This window comes from Aquabacterium sp. A08 (genome assembly GCF_011742065.1).
Genome location: NZ_JAAQQT010000521.1, coordinates 1 through 15,447, shown reverse-complemented (window position 1 = coordinate 15,447; position 15,447 = coordinate 1). Strand labels below are relative to the sequence as shown.

The 15,447-nt window shown below is 69.3% G+C and carries 16 protein-coding genes; 10 read left to right on the top strand and 6 right to left on the bottom strand.

Annotation, left to right across the window (positions count from 1 at the left end; all coding sequences use genetic code 11):
- The 3 genes from HA630_RS03530 to HA630_RS03520 form a co-directional block, all read left to right on the top strand.
- On the top strand, positions 1-236 hold a 236-nt coding region (locus HA630_RS03530; protein WP_166832369.1), incomplete at its 5' end, for a pyrimidine/purine nucleoside phosphorylase.
- 17 nt (positions 237-253) lie between these two features.
- Positions 254-1,582 (top strand): argininosuccinate synthase, encoded by a 1,329-nt coding sequence (argG, locus tag HA630_RS03525; protein WP_166832368.1) that lies wholly within the window; start codon positions 254-256, stop codon positions 1,580-1,582.
- 49 nt (positions 1,583-1,631) lie between these two features.
- Positions 1,632-2,846 (top strand): MFS transporter, encoded by a 1,215-nt coding sequence (locus HA630_RS03520; protein WP_166832367.1) that lies wholly within the window; start codon positions 1,632-1,634, stop codon positions 2,844-2,846.
- 10 nt (positions 2,847-2,856) lie between these two features.
- Here the strand turns inward: HA630_RS03520 and HA630_RS03515 are convergent, their stop codons facing one another.
- Together HA630_RS03515 and murB are read right to left on the bottom strand one after the other, a co-directional pair.
- Positions 2,857-3,858: a carboxylesterase gene (locus HA630_RS03515; RefSeq protein WP_166832366.1), complete on the bottom strand. Its 1,002-nt coding sequence runs from the start codon at positions 3,856-3,858 to the stop codon at positions 2,857-2,859.
- Positions 3,859-3,866: 8 nt separating this feature from the next.
- Positions 3,867-4,919, bottom strand: coding sequence for a UDP-N-acetylmuramate dehydrogenase (gene murB / locus HA630_RS03510; protein WP_166832365.1), 1,053 nt, complete (start codon positions 4,917-4,919; stop codon positions 3,867-3,869).
- Positions 4,920-4,950: 31 nt separating this feature from the next.
- Between murB and HA630_RS03505 the strand changes: the two genes are divergently transcribed.
- Genes HA630_RS03505 through HA630_RS03495 form a run of 3 tightly spaced genes read left to right on the top strand, consistent with a single transcriptional unit; the run spans position 4,951 to position 7,056 of the window.
- Positions 4,951-5,436, top strand: a complete 486-nt coding sequence (locus tag HA630_RS03505; protein ID WP_166832364.1) for a YajQ family cyclic di-GMP-binding protein — start codon at positions 4,951-4,953, stop codon at positions 5,434-5,436.
- A 12-nt stretch (positions 5,437-5,448) separates the two neighbouring features.
- Complete coding sequence (locus tag HA630_RS03500; RefSeq protein ID WP_166832363.1) at positions 5,449-6,102, top strand: TIGR02281 family clan AA aspartic protease; 654 nt, start codon at positions 5,449-5,451, stop codon at positions 6,100-6,102.
- Positions 6,103-6,108: 6 nt separating this feature from the next.
- Entirely contained in the window at positions 6,109-7,056 is a 948-nt protein-coding gene (locus HA630_RS03495; protein WP_166832362.1) for an HD-GYP domain-containing protein, read from the top strand.
- Positions 7,057-7,125: 69 nt separating this feature from the next.
- Here HA630_RS03495 and plsY read toward each other — a convergent pair whose 3' ends face one another.
- Genes plsY through HA630_RS03475 form a run of 4 tightly spaced genes read right to left on the bottom strand, consistent with a single transcriptional unit; the run spans position 7,126 to position 11,213 of the window.
- Positions 7,126-7,755 carry a glycerol-3-phosphate 1-O-acyltransferase PlsY gene (gene plsY, locus HA630_RS03490; protein ID WP_166832361.1) on the bottom strand — a complete coding sequence of 210 codons (630 nt, stop codon included), beginning with the start codon at positions 7,753-7,755 and terminating at the stop codon, positions 7,126-7,128.
- A gap of 45 nt (positions 7,756-7,800) precedes the next feature.
- Positions 7,801-8,298: an aminoacyl-tRNA deacylase gene (locus tag HA630_RS03485; protein ID WP_166832360.1), complete on the bottom strand. Its 498-nt coding sequence runs from the start codon at positions 8,296-8,298 to the stop codon at positions 7,801-7,803.
- Positions 8,299-8,308: 10 nt separating this feature from the next.
- Positions 8,309-9,382 carry an aldo/keto reductase gene (locus HA630_RS03480; RefSeq protein ID WP_243855336.1) on the bottom strand — a complete coding sequence of 358 codons (1,074 nt, stop codon included), beginning with the start codon at positions 9,380-9,382 and terminating at the stop codon, positions 8,309-8,311.
- 49 nt (positions 9,383-9,431) lie between these two features.
- On the bottom strand, positions 9,432-11,213 hold the full coding sequence (locus HA630_RS03475; protein ID WP_166832359.1) for an acyl-CoA synthetase: 1,782 nt from the start codon (positions 11,211-11,213) through the stop codon (positions 9,432-9,434).
- A gap of 26 nt (positions 11,214-11,239) precedes the next feature.
- On the opposite strand from HA630_RS03475, the gene HA630_RS03470 reads away from it, so the two are divergent.
- The 4 genes from HA630_RS03470 to pepN form a co-directional block, all read left to right on the top strand.
- Positions 11,240-12,199 carry an alpha/beta fold hydrolase gene (locus HA630_RS03470; RefSeq protein ID WP_166832358.1) on the top strand — a complete coding sequence of 320 codons (960 nt, stop codon included), beginning with the start codon at positions 11,240-11,242 and terminating at the stop codon, positions 12,197-12,199.
- Positions 12,200-12,261: 62 nt separating this feature from the next.
- On the top strand, positions 12,262-12,840 hold the full coding sequence (locus HA630_RS03465) for a hypothetical protein (protein ID WP_166832357.1): 579 nt from the start codon (positions 12,262-12,264) through the stop codon (positions 12,838-12,840).
- Positions 12,841-12,925: 85 nt separating this feature from the next.
- Positions 12,926-14,030, top strand: a protein-coding gene (prfB, locus tag HA630_RS03460) for a peptide chain release factor 2 (RefSeq protein ID WP_166832356.1) whose coding sequence is annotated in 2 segments (ribosomal slippage) — positions 12,926-13,006 and positions 13,008-14,030 — 1,104 coding nt in all. Because the reading frame shifts where the segments join, the coding sequence is not laid out codon by codon here.
- 17 nt (positions 14,031-14,047) lie between these two features.
- Positions 14,048-15,447, top strand: a 1,400-nt coding sequence (gene pepN / locus HA630_RS03455) for an aminopeptidase N (protein ID WP_208299947.1), incomplete at its 3' end; no start/stop codon positions are given.

Here is a 15,447-nt window from a genome sequence, read left to right as displayed (position 1 = left end):
TCACCTTCCCCGATGGCACCAAGAAGTCGGTGGGCGTGGTGCTGCCCGCCACCCTGACCTTCAACACCGGCGCACCGGAAATCATGGAATGCGTGGCCGGTGGCTGCGAGTACAAACTGGCCGGCACCGACGTTTGGCAGAAATCCGGCCCCGGCGAGAAGTTCAGCATCCCCGGCAACAGCAGCTTCGAGATCCGCGTGACCGAGGCTTACCACTACATCTGCCACTTCGGTTGATTTCAGGGAGCTGACGCATGGCCACCATCCTGCAACAACTGCCCACCGGGCAAAAAGTGGGCATTGCCTTTTCGGGCGGCCTGGACACCTCTGCCGCACTGCTGTGGATGAAGAAGAAGGGCGCCCTGCCCTACGCCTACACCGCCAACCTGGGCCAGCCCGACGAGTCGGACTACGACGAAATCCCGCGCAAGGCCATGGGCTACGGCGCGGTGCAGGCACGCCTGATCGACTGCCGCCCGCAACTGGCGGCAGAAGGCATTGCCGCGCTGCAGGCCGGCGCCTTCCACATCAGCACCGCCGGCATCACCTACTTCAACACCACCCCGCTGGGCCGCGCCGTGACCGGCACCATGCTGGTGGCCGCCATGAAGGAAGACGACGTCCACATCTGGGGCGACGGGTCCACCTTCAAGGGCAACGACATCGAGCGTTTCTACCGCTACGGCCTGCTGACCAATCCGGCGCTGAAGATCTACAAGCCCTGGCTGGACCAGACCTTCATCGACGAGCTGGGCGGCCGCAAGGAGATGAGCGAATTCCTCATCGCCAACGGCTACGACTACAAGATGAGCGTGGAAAAGGCCTACAGCACCGACAGCAACATGCTGGGCGCCACCCACGAAGCGAAAGATCTGGAGCACCTCAACAGCGGCATCCGCATCGTCAACCCCATCATGGGCGTGGCATTCTGGAAAGACGACGTGGTGGTGAAGGCCGAAGAAGTGACCGTGCGCTTTGAAGAAGGCGTGCCGGTGGCGCTGAACGGCCAGCGCTTCGACAACTTGGTGGACCTCATCCTGAAGGCCAACGAGATCGGCGGCCGCCACGGCTTGGGCATGAGCGACCAGATCGAGAACCGCATCATCGAAGCCAAGAGCCGCGGCATCTACGAGGCCCCGGGCCTGGCGCTGCTGCACATCGCCTACGAGCGTCTGGTGACCGGCATCCACAACGAAGACACCATCGAGCAGTACCGCATGAACGGCCTAAAGCTGGGCCGCCTGCTGTACCAGGGCCGCTGGTTCGACCCGCAGGCCATCATGCTGCGCGAAACCGCCCAGCGCTGGGTGGCCCGCGCCGTGACCGGCGAGGTGACGCTGGAACTGCGCCGCGGCAACGACTACAGCATTCTGAACACCGAGTCGCCCAACCTGACCTACGCGCCCGAGCGCCTGAGCATGGAAAAGGTGGAAGACGCGCCGTTCACGCCGCTGGACCGCATCGGCCAACTGACGATGCGCAATCTGGACATCGTGGACACCCGCGCCAAGCTGGGCGTGTACTCCAACGCTGGGCTGCTGTCGCTGGGCCAGGGCGACGACTTCCTGAAGCTGGGCCAGTAAACACGGCCGACGCCGAAGCAGGCCGGGCAACCGGCCTTTTTTGTTGGGAATGACCCACGACACCGCCACCCTAGGCATGCTCGCCCGGCTCATCACGGGCCAGGTGTCGGTGCACGCCTGCATGACCGGGCTGCGGCTGGCGCTGCCACTGTATGCCCTGAAACACGGGCACAGCGCCGCCGAAGCCGGCCTGCTGGTGGCGCTGTTCGCGGCCAGCAACGTGCTGCTGGCCCTGCCCTGGGGCCGGCTGGTCGACCGTCACGGGCTGCAGCGCCCCTGGAGACTGGCCGTGGCCATGGCGGTGGCCGGGGCCGCCGTGGCCGGCGTGGGAGCGGACTACTGGGCCTTCGGCGTGGCGGCCCTGCTGGTGGGCGGCGCCATGGGCCTGGCCCAGGTGGCGGTGCACCGGCGCGCCGGCATGGTGCCGCTGGACGCCCAGGCCCGGCGCGAACTGTGGGGCTGGCTGTCGCTGGCGCCGCCGGCGGCCAACTTGCTGGGCCCGGTGCTGGCCGGGCTGCTGCTGGACCACGCCGGCCACACCCCGCTGGACGGCCCCGCGCTGCGCTGGACCTGTGCCGTGCTGGGGCTGCTGGCCCTGTCCAGCGGCTGGTGGGTCCGTGGCGTGCCCGAAAAAGTGGCCGACCCGAGCGCCCTGGCCCCCCAGGCCGGCGCCAAGCGCGAACTGCTGGGGGACCGCCGCCTGCGGCGCCTGCTCGTCACCGCCTGGGCCATCGCCACCTGCTGGGACGTGCACGCCTTCGTGGTGCCCATGCTGGGCCACGAGCGCGGTTTCAGCGCCTCGGTGATCGGGGTCATCCTGGGGGCCTTCGCGCTGTCGGCCGCGCTGGCGCGCCCGCTGCTGCCCCGGCTGACCGCCGGCTGGCACGAACACACCCTGATGTGCGGCTGTCTGGTGGCCACCGCGACGCTGCTGGCGGCCTACCCGCTGGCGCCCAACCCGTGGGTGGCGGGCGGCCTGTCGCTGGTGCTGGGCTGGACACTGGGCGCGCTGCAGCCCATGGTGCTGAGCCTGCTGCACCAGATCACCCCGCCCGCCCGCATCGGCCAGGCCCTGGGCCTGCGGCTGATGACGGTGAGCGCCACCAGCGTCTGCATGCCGTTGCTGTTCGGTTCTTCGGGCGTGGTGGTGGGCATCACGGCCATTTTTTGGGGGGCGGGCGCGATCGCGCTGCTGGGGGCCCGACTGGTGTGGACACTGGCCGGTGAGCGCCCGCCGCCGACCCGCCAGGCGGCGCCGGACTGAAACACACCGCTCAGGGCAGCGCTTGGGCCCAGTGCACCAGATCCGTCGCCATGCGCTCAGTAGCCTTGGGCGCGCGCAAATCCCCGGCCAGCACGTGCTGGCCCACCGCGTCGCTGTAGTCCACCACCACCAGGGTTTTGCGCTCGGCGCCGATGCGCGGGAACAGCGCCCGGATTTCCTGCGGATCGACCGTCTGGTCACCCTCGGCGTACAACACCCGAACGGGCGCGCGCAGGCCGGACAAATCGCTTTCGCGCACGTGCTGGACCAAAGCCATCATGGGGAACAGGGCCCGGGTGGGGTACACCTGCGTCCAGGCGTGGTTCTGGGCCGCATCGGGGTCGGGCTCGCCGCGGGTGTCGCCCTCCAGGCGCAGCGCCAGTTCGCGTCCCCAGGGTCGGTTGATCAATTCGGCTTTTTTGTCCTTGGGGCCGTAGTTGGGCGAAATCAGCACATAGCCGGCCACGCCCTGCCCTTCGGGCCGGGTGCCCAGCCAGGTGGCCAGCGTGGCCCCGGTGGACACGCCGACCACCAGCACCCGCTCGCCCAGGCGCTGGCCCACCTGGACGGCCTCCACCGCGTCGGCCAGCCAGTCTTGCACCGTGGGTTCGCCTAAAGCTTCCGCGCTGCGGCCGTGGCCCGCCAGCCGGGTGTAGAACAGGTTGGCGCCCAGGCGCTGGGCCACGGTGTCGGCCAGGGGCGCCGTTTCCAGCCGCGACGCGGTGAAGCCGTGCAGGTACACCACCGCCCACGGCGTGCGCTGCCCCGGCGTGCCATGCCACCGCACCTGCTTGTGCAGGCCCGGGCGGATGTCGGGGAAAGCGGCCTCGGCGCGGGCCAGCCAGTCGTCGAGCTGGGCCACCTCGGGCGGTGCGGCGCGCGGGGTGGGGGCGTCGGGGCCAAAGGTGTTTTTCGGCCCCAGGAAGTACACCGCCAGGGCCAGCACGAACCCGAACAGCACCGCGCGCGCGGTGGGCGACGGCGTGCGCCGCGGCGTGGCTGTGTTCCGCATGCCGCCCCTCACACCACCACCGGCTCCGGCTCCAGCCGGATGCCGAAACGCTCGTACACGCTGGTTTGGATGGCCTTGGCCAGCGTCATCACCTCGCCGCCGGTGCAGGGGTGTTCGGCGTCGCCGCGGTTCACCAGCACCAGCGCCTGCTTCTCGTACACCCCGGCGTGGCCCACCGTCTTGCCCTTCCAGCCGCAGGCGTCGATCAGCCAGCCCGCGGCCAATTTGATGCTGCCATCCGGCATGGGGTAGTGCACCACCTTCGGGTCGCGGCCGATGATGTCGGCGCACTGCTCCGGCGTGACCGTGGGGTTCTTGAAAAAACTGCCGGCGTTGCCGATGACGGCCGGGTCGGGCAGCTTGGCGCGGCGGATGTCGCAGATCCAGTCAAACACCTGCTGGGCCGACGGCGCATGGCTGCCGGTCTCGGCCATCTTGCGTTCCAGGTCCAGGTAACCCAGCACCGGCTGCCACGGCTTGGGCAACCAGAAGCGCACGCGGGTGATGAGCGCCCGCCCGGCCAGACCGAAGCCGTGTGCGCCGGCACGGGCGTGCTTGAAGACCGAATCGCGGTAGCCGAAACCGCACTGCGCCGCGTTCAGGCTGAAGGGCTCGCCGGTTTCCAGGTCGATGGCGTCCAGGCCGTGGAAGCGGTCCTGCAGCTCCACCCCGTAGGCACCGATGTTCTGCACCGGCGAAGCGCCCACGGTGCCGGGAATCAGCGCCAGGTTTTCCAGCCCCGGCCAGCCCTGGGCCAGCGTCCAGGCCACGAAGCCGTGCCACGGCTCGCCAGCGCCGGCCTCCACCAACCAGCCTTTGTCGGTTTCCTGCAGCAGGCGGCGGCCCGCCACTTCCACCTTCAGCACCAGCGCGCGCAGGTCGCCGGTCAGCACGATGTTGCTGCCCCCGCCGAGCACGAACACCTCGTCGGCGCGCCAGTCCGGGTGGCGGATCAGGGCCTGCAATTCGGCCTCGCTGCGCACCCGCGCCAGCCGGTGGGCGCGCGCGGCGATGCCAAAAGTGTTCAGGCGCTGGAGCGCCACGTGGTTCTCGACTAACATGCGCGGATTGTCTCATCCGTGATCGAACCCCATGCCTTCTTTTGACACCGTCCTGGAACCCAACCTCGTCGAAGTGAAAAACGCCGTGGAGCAGACTGCCAAGGAAATCGGCACCCGCTTCGACTTCAAGGGCAGCTCCGCCGCCGTGGAACTCAAGGACAAGGAAATCACCCTCTACGCCGACAGCGATTTCCAGATCACCCAGGTCGACGACATCCTGAAGAACAAGCTGACCAAGCGCAGCGTGGACGTGCGCTTCATCGACGCCGGCAAGGTCGAAAAAATCGGCGGCGACAAGGTCAAGCAGGTGCTCAAGGTGCGCAACGGCATCGCCACCGAAGACGGCAAGAAGATCCAGCAGGCCCTCAAGGGCAGCAAGCTCAAGGTGCAGGCCGCCATCCAGGGCGAAGAGGTGCGCGTCACCGGCGCCAAACGCGACGACCTGCAGGCCGCCATGGCGGTCATCAAGAAAGAACTGAGCGACCTGCCGCTGTCGTTCAAGAACCTGCGCGACTGACGCGAACCCGCCATGCGCCGCCGCACCGCCCTGGCCCGCTGGACCCTGCTGGGCCTGGGCTGGCTGGGCGCGGCCAGCGGCGCCTGGGCGCAGGCGGTGGCGCTGTCGGGCCTGAGCGCCGGGCGCGCCCTGCTGGCGGTGGACGGTGGCGCCCCGCGCTTCGTTGCTGCCGGCCAGACCCACGCCGGCGTGCGGGTGCTGGCCGTGGGCAGCGACCACGCGCTGGTGGAGGTGCAGGGCGAGCGCCGCATCCTGCGCCTGGGGGACGGCCCGCTGGCGGCCCAGAGTCCCAGCGCCCCGCGCGCCATCACCCTGCTGGCCGATGGCGGCGGCCACTTCACCAGCCCGGGGCAGATCAACGGCCAGCCGGCGCAATTTCTGGTGGACACCGGCGCCACCGTGCTGACCCTGAGCGAGGCGCAGGCCCGCCGCATCGGCCTGAACTTCGGCGCGGGCCCCAAAGTGCGCGTGAAAACCGCCAACGGCGAGCTCATCGGCCACCAGGTGTCGCTGCAGAGCGTGCAACTGGGCGGCCACACCAGTTTTGGCGTGGCCGCGGTGGTGCTGCCCGCCGAGCTGCCTTACGTGTTGCTGGGCAACAGCTACCTGTCGCGCTTTGCCCTGCGGCGCGAAGATGGCCGCATGACCCTGGAGCCCCGCTACTGACGCCCCATGAATTTTTCTGCCCACCCCGACCCGGCCTACGGCGCCATGCAGCACTGGATGCAGCAGTGGTCCGACCTGGAAACCCAGCTGGCCGCCCTGCTGCTGGCGCCGCAGGCCCAGCCCGACTTTGCCGGGCGGCTGCGCACCCTGCACGGCCAGGCCCGCCAGCTGCTGGAACTGGACGCCGACAGCACGCTGTATTGGCTGTTCCAGCTGGCGGCCTCGTCCACCGTGGCCTACAGCGCCTCGCACGCCATGGTCTGCTGGGCGCTGTGCCAATTGGTGGCCGACGATCTGCACCTGCCCGCCGCGTCCCGCGACAGCCTGGCCCTGGCCGCGTTGAGCATGAACCTGTCCATGACCCGGCTGCAGAACACCCTGGCCGAACAGACCACCCCGCTGACGGACGCGCAGCGCGCCCAGGTGGACACCCACGCCGCGCGCAGCGCCCAGTGGCTGCGCGAACTGGGGGTGACCGACCCGCTGTGGCTGGCCACGGTGGAGCAGCACCACGAAAGCGGGCCGGACCTGCCCTTGCCCACCCGCATCCTGCAGGCCATGGACCGCTACGCCGCCCTGATCAGCCCACGCGAAACCCGCCCCGGCCGCTGCGTGACCGACTCCGGCCGCCACGCGGTCGCCAAGGCCGGCCAGGCGCTGGACGCGGTGGGCCACGCGCTGCTGCGCACCGTGGGCATCTGCCCGCCGGGCACCTTTGTGCGGCTGGCCGACGAGCGGGTGGCGGTGGTGCTGAGGCGTTCCGGCCGGCCGGGCGAGCCCTGGGCGGCCACGGTGCTGGACGCGCACGACACCCCGGTGGTGGAACCCGAACTCATCGACACCGGCGAGGACGGGCTGGGCATCGCCGCGGCGCTGGTCACCCGCAGCGTGCGGGTGCGGCTGAACCACCCTCGCCTGCTGCAGTTGTCGCGCGTGGCGCTGAGCCGGCACTGAGCCTGGGCGACCCCGGTGACGGTGCCGGGACGGCCGGCCTGCGGTCAGGCCAGCCGGTGCCGCCACGGGTCACTTTTTCTGGGAGCCGATGCGGCTTTCCTGCCCCGCGATGAGGCGCTGGATGTTGGCCGCGTGGCGCCACAGCAGCAGCACCCCCATCGCTCCCACGGCCAGGGCCACCGGCGCGGCCACGTCCCAGGCCACGCCGTCGCCGAACAGGTAGAAGAACGGCGCAAACACCGCCGCCACAATGGCCGCCAGCGACGAGTAGCGGGTGAACACCGCCACCGACACCCAGCTCAGCAGCACCGCCAGGCCCAGCCAAGGCTCAAAGCCGAGCAACACACCGGCGGCCGTGGCCACACCTTTGCCACCCTTGAAGCCGAAAAACACCGGGAACAGGTGCCCGAGAAAAGCCGCCAGGCCCACCAGCCCCAGCGTGGCGGGCCCCAGGCCCCAGGCCTCGCCCCACTGGGCCACGGCCCACACCGGCAGCCAGCCCTTGAAACCGTCCAGCAGCAGCGTCACCGCGGCCGCGGCCTTGTTGCCCGAGCGCAGCACGTTGGTCGCGCCCGGGTTCTTGCTGCCGTAGGTGCGCGGGTCGCTCAGCCCCATGAGCCGGCTCACCAGCACCGCGAACGACAAAGACCCCACCGCATACGCCGCCGCCACCGCGAACAGCACCGTCCATTCAGCCATACACCCACTCTCCATTGATTGTGTGCCGCATTGTGCCTGCGCCACTCAGCCCTGCAGCGCGATGGCGCAGGACACCGGACGCGCGCCCAGCACCGCCACCAGCGCCTGCGGGTCCAGGCCCACCAGGTAACCGCGCCGCCCGCCGTTGAGCCAGATGCGCTCCAGCGCCAGCACCGTGTCCTCCACGTACACCGGCATGGCCTTACGCGTGCCGAACGGCGAGGTACCGCCCACCTGGTAACCGCTGTGGCGCTGCGCCACCTCGGGCTTGCACGGCTCCACCGACTTGGCACCGATTTGCCGCGCCAGGTTTTTGGTGGACACCGAGCGGTTGCCGTGCATCAGCACCACCAACGGGGCGGCGTCCTGGTCCTGCATCACCAGCGTCTTGACCACGGCAAACGGGTCCAGGCCCAGCACCGCGGCACTGTGGGTGGCGCCGCCGTGGTCCAGGTAGTCGTAGGCGTGTTCGGTGTAGGCCACCCCGTGCGCCTTCAGGCAGGCGGTGGCGGGGGTTTCGGAAACGTGCGCTTTCTTGGCCATGGCCGATCCGTCACAGCGCCGGGTCGCGGCACTCCCAGCGGATGGCGTCGATGGCCTTGAGCAGTTCGGGCGACAGGGTCGTGCCCCAGGCGTCCAGGCATTCGTCCAGCTGCGCCAGCGAGGTGACGCCGATGATGGTGCTGGCCACTTGCCATTTGGTGTAGCAGAACGCCAGGGCCAGTTGCGTCGGCGTCAGGCCGTGCTCGCGCGCCAGGGCGCTGTAGCGGCGCGCGGCGGCCAGCGCTTCGGGCCGGCCCCAGCGCTGCTTTTTCATCGAGTCGTACAGCGCCATGCGGCCTTGCGGGGCCTCGGGCGCGTCGATGCCGGTGGCGTCGTACTTGCCGCTGAGCAGGCCGAAGGCCAGCGGCGAATAGGCCAGCAGCGACACGCCCAGGTGGTGCATGGTTTCGTCCAGGCCGTTTTCTACCGTGCGGTTGAGCAGGCAGTAGGGGTTCTGCACCGTGGCCACGCGCGGCAGGCCGTGTTGTTCGGCCAGGCGCACGAACTCGTGCACGCCGTAGGGGGTTTCATTGGACAGGCCCACGGCCCGCACCTTGCCTGCCCGGACCAGTTCGCCCAGGGCCTCCAGCTGCTCGTGGATCGAGGCGCAGGGCTTGTCCTTCGCCGGGTCGTAGTAGAGCTGGCCGAACACCGGCACGTTGCGCGCCGGCCAGTGGATCTGGTAGAGGTCGATCACCTCGGTCTGCAGGCGGCGCAGGCTGCCGTCGCAGGCGGCCAGGATTTCGGCCTTGGTCAGGCCGGACTGGTCGCCGCGGATCCAGGGCATGCCGCGCGACGGGCCAGCCACTTTGGTGGCCAACACCACCTGTTGGCGCACGCCGGGGCGGCGGGCGAACCATTCGCCCAGGATGGTTTCGGTGGCGCCGCAGGTCTCGGCCTTGGCCGGCACCGCGTACATCTCGGCGGTGTCGATGAAGTTCACCCCGCGCTCCAGCGCGCGGTCGAGGATGGCGTGGGCCTCGGGCTGGGCGACCTGTTCGCCAAAGGTCATGGTGCCCAGGCAGATGGGAGGCACTTGCAGGCCGCTGCGGCCAAGGGTCACGGTGGGCAGAGAAGTCGTCATGGCTGTGCGTGTCGAAAATGGGGCGCAGTGTAAGGCAGGGGCTGAGTCGTCAGGCCGGGTGCAGGCGGGCCTGGGCGCGGGCCTCTTCCTGCAAGCGCAGGACGCGGCGCTGGACCTTGCCGGTGGTGGTCATGGGCAAGGCGTTGGTGAATTCGATCTCTTTCGGGTACTCGTACGGGGCCAGCCGGCCCTTGACGTGGGCCTGCAGTTCGGCCACCAGCGCGGCGTCGAATTCGCGTTCGGGCTGGGCGCAGGCGGCGCGGCGGGCGGCGGCCTCGGGCGCCAGCACCACGTAGGCCTTGACGACGGCGCCGCGCTCGGGGTCGGGCTTGGGCACCACGGCGGCGTTGGCCACCGCCGGGTGCTTGACCAGGCAGTTCTCGATCTCGCTCGGCCCGATGCGGTAGCCCGCGGCCTTGAACACGTCGTCGGCCCGGCCCTGGTACCAGAGGTAGCCGTCGGCGTCGCGCAGGGCCAGATCGCCGGTGCGGCACCAGCTGTCGGCGGGGTCGCCAGTGAACTTGGCGGCGGTGGCGGCCTCGTTGTTCCAGTAGCCCAGGAAGAACACCGGGTCCGGCTGGCCGTGCACGTCCAGGCGGTGCACCGCCACGTCGCCGGGCACGCCCACCGGGCACTCGTGGCCATCGTCGTCGATCACCGCCACCCGGTGGCCGGGGTAGCCCTTGCCCATGCTGCCGGGCCGTGCCGGCCACAAGCGCGCGCAGTTGCCGACGATGTAGTTGATCTCGGTCTGGCCGAACATCTCGTTCACCGTCACGCCCAGCTCCTGCTGGCAGTAGGCGAAGACGGCGTCGCCCACCGCCTCGCCGGCGCTCATGATGGCCCGCAAGTGCAGGCGGTAGCGCCCGCGGGGCTCGGGGCAGGCCTTCATCATGGCCTTGAGCGCGGTGGGGAACAAAAAGGTGTGGGTCACCCGGTGGCGCTGCAGCAGCTCGAACGCGGCCTCGGGCGAGAAGCGGCCGTTGTAGGCCACGATGGGGCGGCCGAAGTACAGCGTGGGCAGCAGCGCGTCCATCAGCCCGCCGGTCCAGGCCCAGTCGGCCGGGCTCCAGAACACCGCATCGGACGCCTGCTTCGGGTTCCACGGGTGGAAGCCGAACCAGTTCTGGCTGCAGACGAAGCCGGTGAGGTTGCCGATAAGCGCGCGGTGCGGGATCAGCGCGCCCTTGGGGTTGCCGGTGGTGCCGCTGGTGTAGATCAGCACGGCCGGGTCGTCGGCGCGGGTGTCCACCAGCTCGAAGCGCTTGCGCGCGCTGCCCTGCACCGCCGGCCAGTCCACCACCTCGGTGTCGAAGGCGCCGGTCAGCCCCAGCACGTGGCGCAGCGCCGGGCAGCGGTCGCGCACCGCCTGCAGCGCCGGGCCGGTGGCGTGGTCCACCAGGGCCGCCACCGCGGCGCTGTCCTGCAGGCGGAACTCCAGCGCCTCGGGGCCGAACAACTGCGACAGCGGCATCGCCACCGCGCCCATCTGCAGCACGGCGATGTAGGCCACCGCCGTCTCGAAGCGCTGCGGCAACACGATGGCGACGCGGTCGCCGGGCTTGACGCCCAGCAGGCGCAGGCCATTGGAGAGCCGGTTGGCCGACGCCTGCAAATCGGCGTAGCTGTGGGCCTGCGGGCGCTGGTCGGGGCCGTCGGCCAGCACCGCCGTCTGCCCGGCCGTCGCGCGCCGCGCGGCCCAGCGGCGCGAACAGACCTCGGCCATGTTGAAGCGCTCCGGCACCTGCCAGCGGAAACCGGCGTGCAGGCCGGGGTAATGGTCGATCTCGACCGGGTAATGTTTTTTGTCGCTGCCTTGACTGCGGGCCATGGCGTGTCTCCTGAATAATCGCCAGTATGTACCAAGTCCTGCGCCCCGCCCACAGCCAGCGTGTCACCCTCCGGTCACAGCGCTACCACCTGCGCCAGTGGGGCACACCCACGCCAGACCGGGCGCCGCTGCTGCTGGTGCACGGCTGGATGGACGTGTCCGCCTCCTGGCAGTTCGTGGTCGACGCGCTGGCGCAGGACCGCTGGGTGCTGGCCCCCGACTGGCGCGGCTTCGGCCAGACCCGCCCCCTGCACCTGACACAACCCCGGCACCCCACCGATTACGGCGAGGCCGACCACTACCTGTTCGCCGACTACCTGGCCGACCTGGACGTGCTGGTGGACCACGTCAACACCGAGCTGGGCCGCCCGGCCGACGCCCCGATCGACCTGGTCGGCCACAGCATGGGTGGCAACGTGGCCATGATGTACGGCGGCATCCGGCCGCAGCGGGTACGCCGCCTGGTCAACCTGGAGGGCTTTGGCATGCCCGCCACCCGCCCAGCCCAGGCGCCCGGCCGCTACGCCAAATGGATGGACGAATTGAAAGCCCTGCACCGCGGCGACCTGGCCCTCAAGGCCTACGACGACCTCCACGGCGTGGCCCAGCGCCTGATGAAAACCAACCGCCGCCTGCCGCTGGCGCGCGCGCTGTGGCTGGCCGAACACTGGGCCGCGCGCAACGCCGACGGCCGCTGGGAGGTGCTGGGCGACCCGGCCCACAAGGTCACCAGCGCCCTGCTCTACCAGCTCGACGAGGTGCTGGAGGTGTTCGCCCGCATCGCCGCGCCGGTGCTGGCGGTGGAGGCGTCCGACGACAGCCTGGCCCAGTGGTTCACCCGCGGCGAATACACCTTGGCCCAGTACCACGAGCGCCTGCGCCACGTGCCCAACTGCCGCACCGCCGTGGTGGCCGACGCCGGCCACATGCTGCACCACGACCAGCCACAGGCCGTGGCCGGCCTGATCGAAGACTTTCTGGCCTGAAGCCCGCGCGGCGCGACCATTTGTTACAGACCGCGCGCCGGCCTGCGGGGGACAATGGCGGCTTGACTGCTGCACATTCCATTCCCCACCGCCGCCCCTCGGCCCCCACCACCCGCCTGCGCCGCTGGGCACTGGCCGCCTGTCTGGGTCTGAGCATCCCCCTGGCGACCCTGGCCTCCGAGACCTTGTGCCCCGGCTGGTCCGAGCCTTCGGTGGACCAGGGCGGCACCGCCCCGCGCCTGCGCCACGAGGCCTTCTTCTCGCCCTACACCCACCACTGGCGCTACTCCGACGACCACCGGCAAGTGGTCGCCTTCAGCCTGAGCCGCCGCCTGCCGGGCGACCGCTTCTGCGGCGCCAGCCTGTTCAGCAACTCCTTCGGCCAGCCTTCGGCCTACGCCTTTGTGGGCAAAACCTGGCCCGGCCTGTTACCGGCCCTGCCGCGGCTGTACGTTTCGGCCACCGCCGGCGTCATCTACGGCTACGTGGGCGAACACAAGGACAAGGTGCCGCTGAACGTGGGCGGTTTTTCGCCGGTGGTGATCCCGGCGGTGGGTTACCGCCTGAGCGAACAGGCCGCCGTGGAGGTGCAACTGCTGGGCACCGCGGCCGTCATGGTGGGCACCAGCTGGCGTTTTTGAGCCCATCGGCCCCCGCCCGCCCCCAAGCCGGGGCCCCCATGAGAAAATAGCGGTTTGCCTTTTGACAATTCAGGACACCCGCCCCATGGACGCAGAACGCCTCAACACCCTCTCCTCCCGCCTGGCCGACCTCAGCGCACGCGTGGTCGAGCTCCGGAGGTATCTTTGACTACGATGCCAAAGCCCTGAAGTTGAGCGAGGTCGCCAGCGCGCTGGAAGACCCGACCGTCTGGGACAACCCCAAACGCGCCCAGGAACTGGGCAAGGAACGCAAGTCGCTGGAAGACGTGGTGCTGGTGCTCGACCGCCTCAGCTCCGAACTGGCCGACAACACCGAACTGTTCGAGATGTCGCGCGAGGAAGAGGACGAGGCCGGCATTGCCACCATCGAAGGGGAAGCCGACGCCCTCCAGGCCGACGTGGAAAAGCTGGAATTCCGCCGGATGTTCAACAACCCGGCCGACCCGCTGAACTGCTTCCTGGACATCCAGGCCGGCGCCGGCGGCACCGAGGCCTGCGACTGGGCCAGCATGCTGCTGCGCCAGTACACCCGCTATGGCGAACGCAAGGGCTTCAAGGTCACGGTGGAAGACCTGACCGACGGCGACACCGCTGGCATCAAGAGTGCCACCCTCAAGCTCGAAGGCGAATACGCCTTCGGCCTGCTGCGCACCGAAACCGGCGTGCACCGCTTGGTGCGCAAGTCGCCGTTCGACTCCTCCGGCGGCCGCCACACCTCGTTTGCGTCGGTGTTTGTCTATCCCGAAATCGACGACTCCATCGAGATCAACATCAACCCCGCCGATGTGCGCACCGACACCTTCCGCGCCAGCGGCGCGGGCGGCCAGCACATCAACAAAACCGACTCGGCGGTGCGCCTGACGCACATCCCCACCGGCATCGTGGTGCAGTGCCAGGACGGCCGCAGCCAGCACAGCAACCGCGACGTGGCCTGGCAGCGCCTGCGCAGCCGGCTGTACGACTTCGAGATGCGCAAGCGCATGGAAGAACAGCAAAAGCTGGAAGACACCAAGACCGACGTGGGCTGGGGCCACCAGATCCGCAGCTACGTGCTGGACAACTCCCGCATCAAGGACCTGCGCACCAACGTCGAAATCTCGGCCACCCAGAAAGTGCTGGACGGCGACCTCGACCCCTTCATCGAAGCCTCGCTCAAGCAAGGCGTTTGAGCAGAAACGGACCCCCCATGACCTCCCTGCGTGAAGGCGCCCCCGCCGTGGTGAAGCGCGAAGACTACACCGCCCCCGCCTTTGTGGTGGACACGGTGGACCTGACCTTCGACCTCGACCCGGCCAAGACCCGCGTGCTCAACAAAATGCGGCTGCGCCGCAACCCCGGCGTCGCGGCCCAGCCGCTGCGCCTGGACGGCGAGGACCTGAACCTGGCACGGGTGCTGGTCAACGGCGCCGGCACCAGCTTCAAGCTGGACGGCAACCAGCTGGTGCTGGAAAAACTGCCCGAGGGCGATGAACCTTTCGAGCTGGAAATCTTCACCACCTGCCAGCCGGCCAAAAACACCCAGCTGATGGGCCTGTACGTCAGCCAGGGCACCTTCTTCACCCAGTGCGAGGCCGAGGGCTTCCGCCGCATCACCTACTTCCTCGACCGTCCGGACGTGATGGCCAGCTACAGCGTCACGCTGCGCGCCGACAAAGCCGCCTACCCGGTGTTGTTGAGCAACGGCAACCTGGTGGCGCAGGGCGACCTGGACGACGGCCGCCACTACGCCCAGTGGGTGGACCCGCACAAAAAGCCCTGCTACCTGTTCGCGCTGGTGGCCGGCAACCTGGTGCACCGGGAGCAGAAAATCGTCGCCCGCAACGGCAGCGAACACACGCTGCAGGTGTATGTGCGCGCCGGTGACTTGGACAAGACCGAGCACGCCATGAACTCCCTCATGGCCTCCATCGCCTGGGACGAGGCGCGCTTTGGCCTGCCGCTGGACCTGGAGCGCTTCATGATCGTCGCCACCAGCGACTTCAACATGGGCGCGATGGAGAACAAGGGCCTCAACATCTTCAACACCAAGTACGTGCTGGCCAACCCCGCCACCGCGACCGACACCGATTACGCCAACATCGAAAGCGTGGTTGGCCACGAGTACTTCCACAACTGGACCGGCAACCGCGTCACCTGCCGCGACTGGTTCCAGCTGAGCCTGAAGGAAGGCCTGACGGTTTTCCGCGACCAGGAATTCAGCATGGACATGGCCGGCAGCCCGTCGGCCCGCGCGGTCAAGCGCATCGAGGACGTGCGCGTGCTGCGCACCGCCCAGTTCCCCGAGGACGCCGGCCCCATGGCCCACCCGGTGCGCCCCGACAGCTACGCCGAGATCAACAACTTCTACACCGTCACCGTCTACGAAAAAGGCGCCGAGGTGGTGCGCATGCAGCAGACCCTGGTGGGCGATGCGGCCGACCCCAGCGGCCGCGCCGGCTTTGCCCGGGGCATGCAGCGCTACTTTGAGCGGCACGACGGCCAGGCCGTGACCTGCGACGACTTTGCCCAGGCCATGGCCGACGCCAACCCGGGCAGCGACCTGGCCCGCCTGCTGCCCCAGTTCAAGCGCTGGTACAGCCAGGCCGG

Bases quoted from the DNA above. Each gene is read 5' to 3' on its own strand.
- argG (WP_166832368.1), top strand. From the start codon at position 254: ATGGCCACCATCCTGCAACAACTGCCCACCGGGCAAAAAGTGGGCATT.
- HA630_RS03520 (WP_166832367.1), top strand. From the start codon at position 1,632: ATGACCCACGACACCGCCACCCTAGGCATGCTCGCCCGGCTCATCACG.
- HA630_RS03515 (WP_166832366.1), bottom strand. From the start codon at position 3,858: ATGCGGAACACAGCCACGCCGCGGCGCACGCCGTCGCCCACCGCGCGC.
- murB (WP_166832365.1), bottom strand. From the start codon at position 4,919: ATGTTAGTCGAGAACCACGTGGCGCTCCAGCGCCTGAACACTTTTGGC.
- HA630_RS03505 (WP_166832364.1), top strand. From the start codon at position 4,951: ATGCCTTCTTTTGACACCGTCCTGGAACCCAACCTCGTCGAAGTGAAA.
- HA630_RS03500 (WP_166832363.1), top strand. From the start codon at position 5,449: ATGCGCCGCCGCACCGCCCTGGCCCGCTGGACCCTGCTGGGCCTGGGC.
- HA630_RS03495 (WP_166832362.1), top strand. From the start codon at position 6,109: ATGAATTTTTCTGCCCACCCCGACCCGGCCTACGGCGCCATGCAGCAC.
- plsY (WP_166832361.1), bottom strand. From the start codon at position 7,755: ATGGCTGAATGGACGGTGCTGTTCGCGGTGGCGGCGGCGTATGCGGTG.
- HA630_RS03485 (WP_166832360.1), bottom strand. From the start codon at position 8,298: ATGGCCAAGAAAGCGCACGTTTCCGAAACCCCCGCCACCGCCTGCCTG.
- HA630_RS03480 (WP_243855336.1), bottom strand. From the start codon at position 9,382: ATGACGACTTCTCTGCCCACCGTGACCCTTGGCCGCAGCGGCCTGCAA.
- HA630_RS03475 (WP_166832359.1), bottom strand. From the start codon at position 11,213: ATGGCCCGCAGTCAAGGCAGCGACAAAAAACATTACCCGGTCGAGATC.
- HA630_RS03470 (WP_166832358.1), top strand. From the start codon at position 11,240: ATGTACCAAGTCCTGCGCCCCGCCCACAGCCAGCGTGTCACCCTCCGG.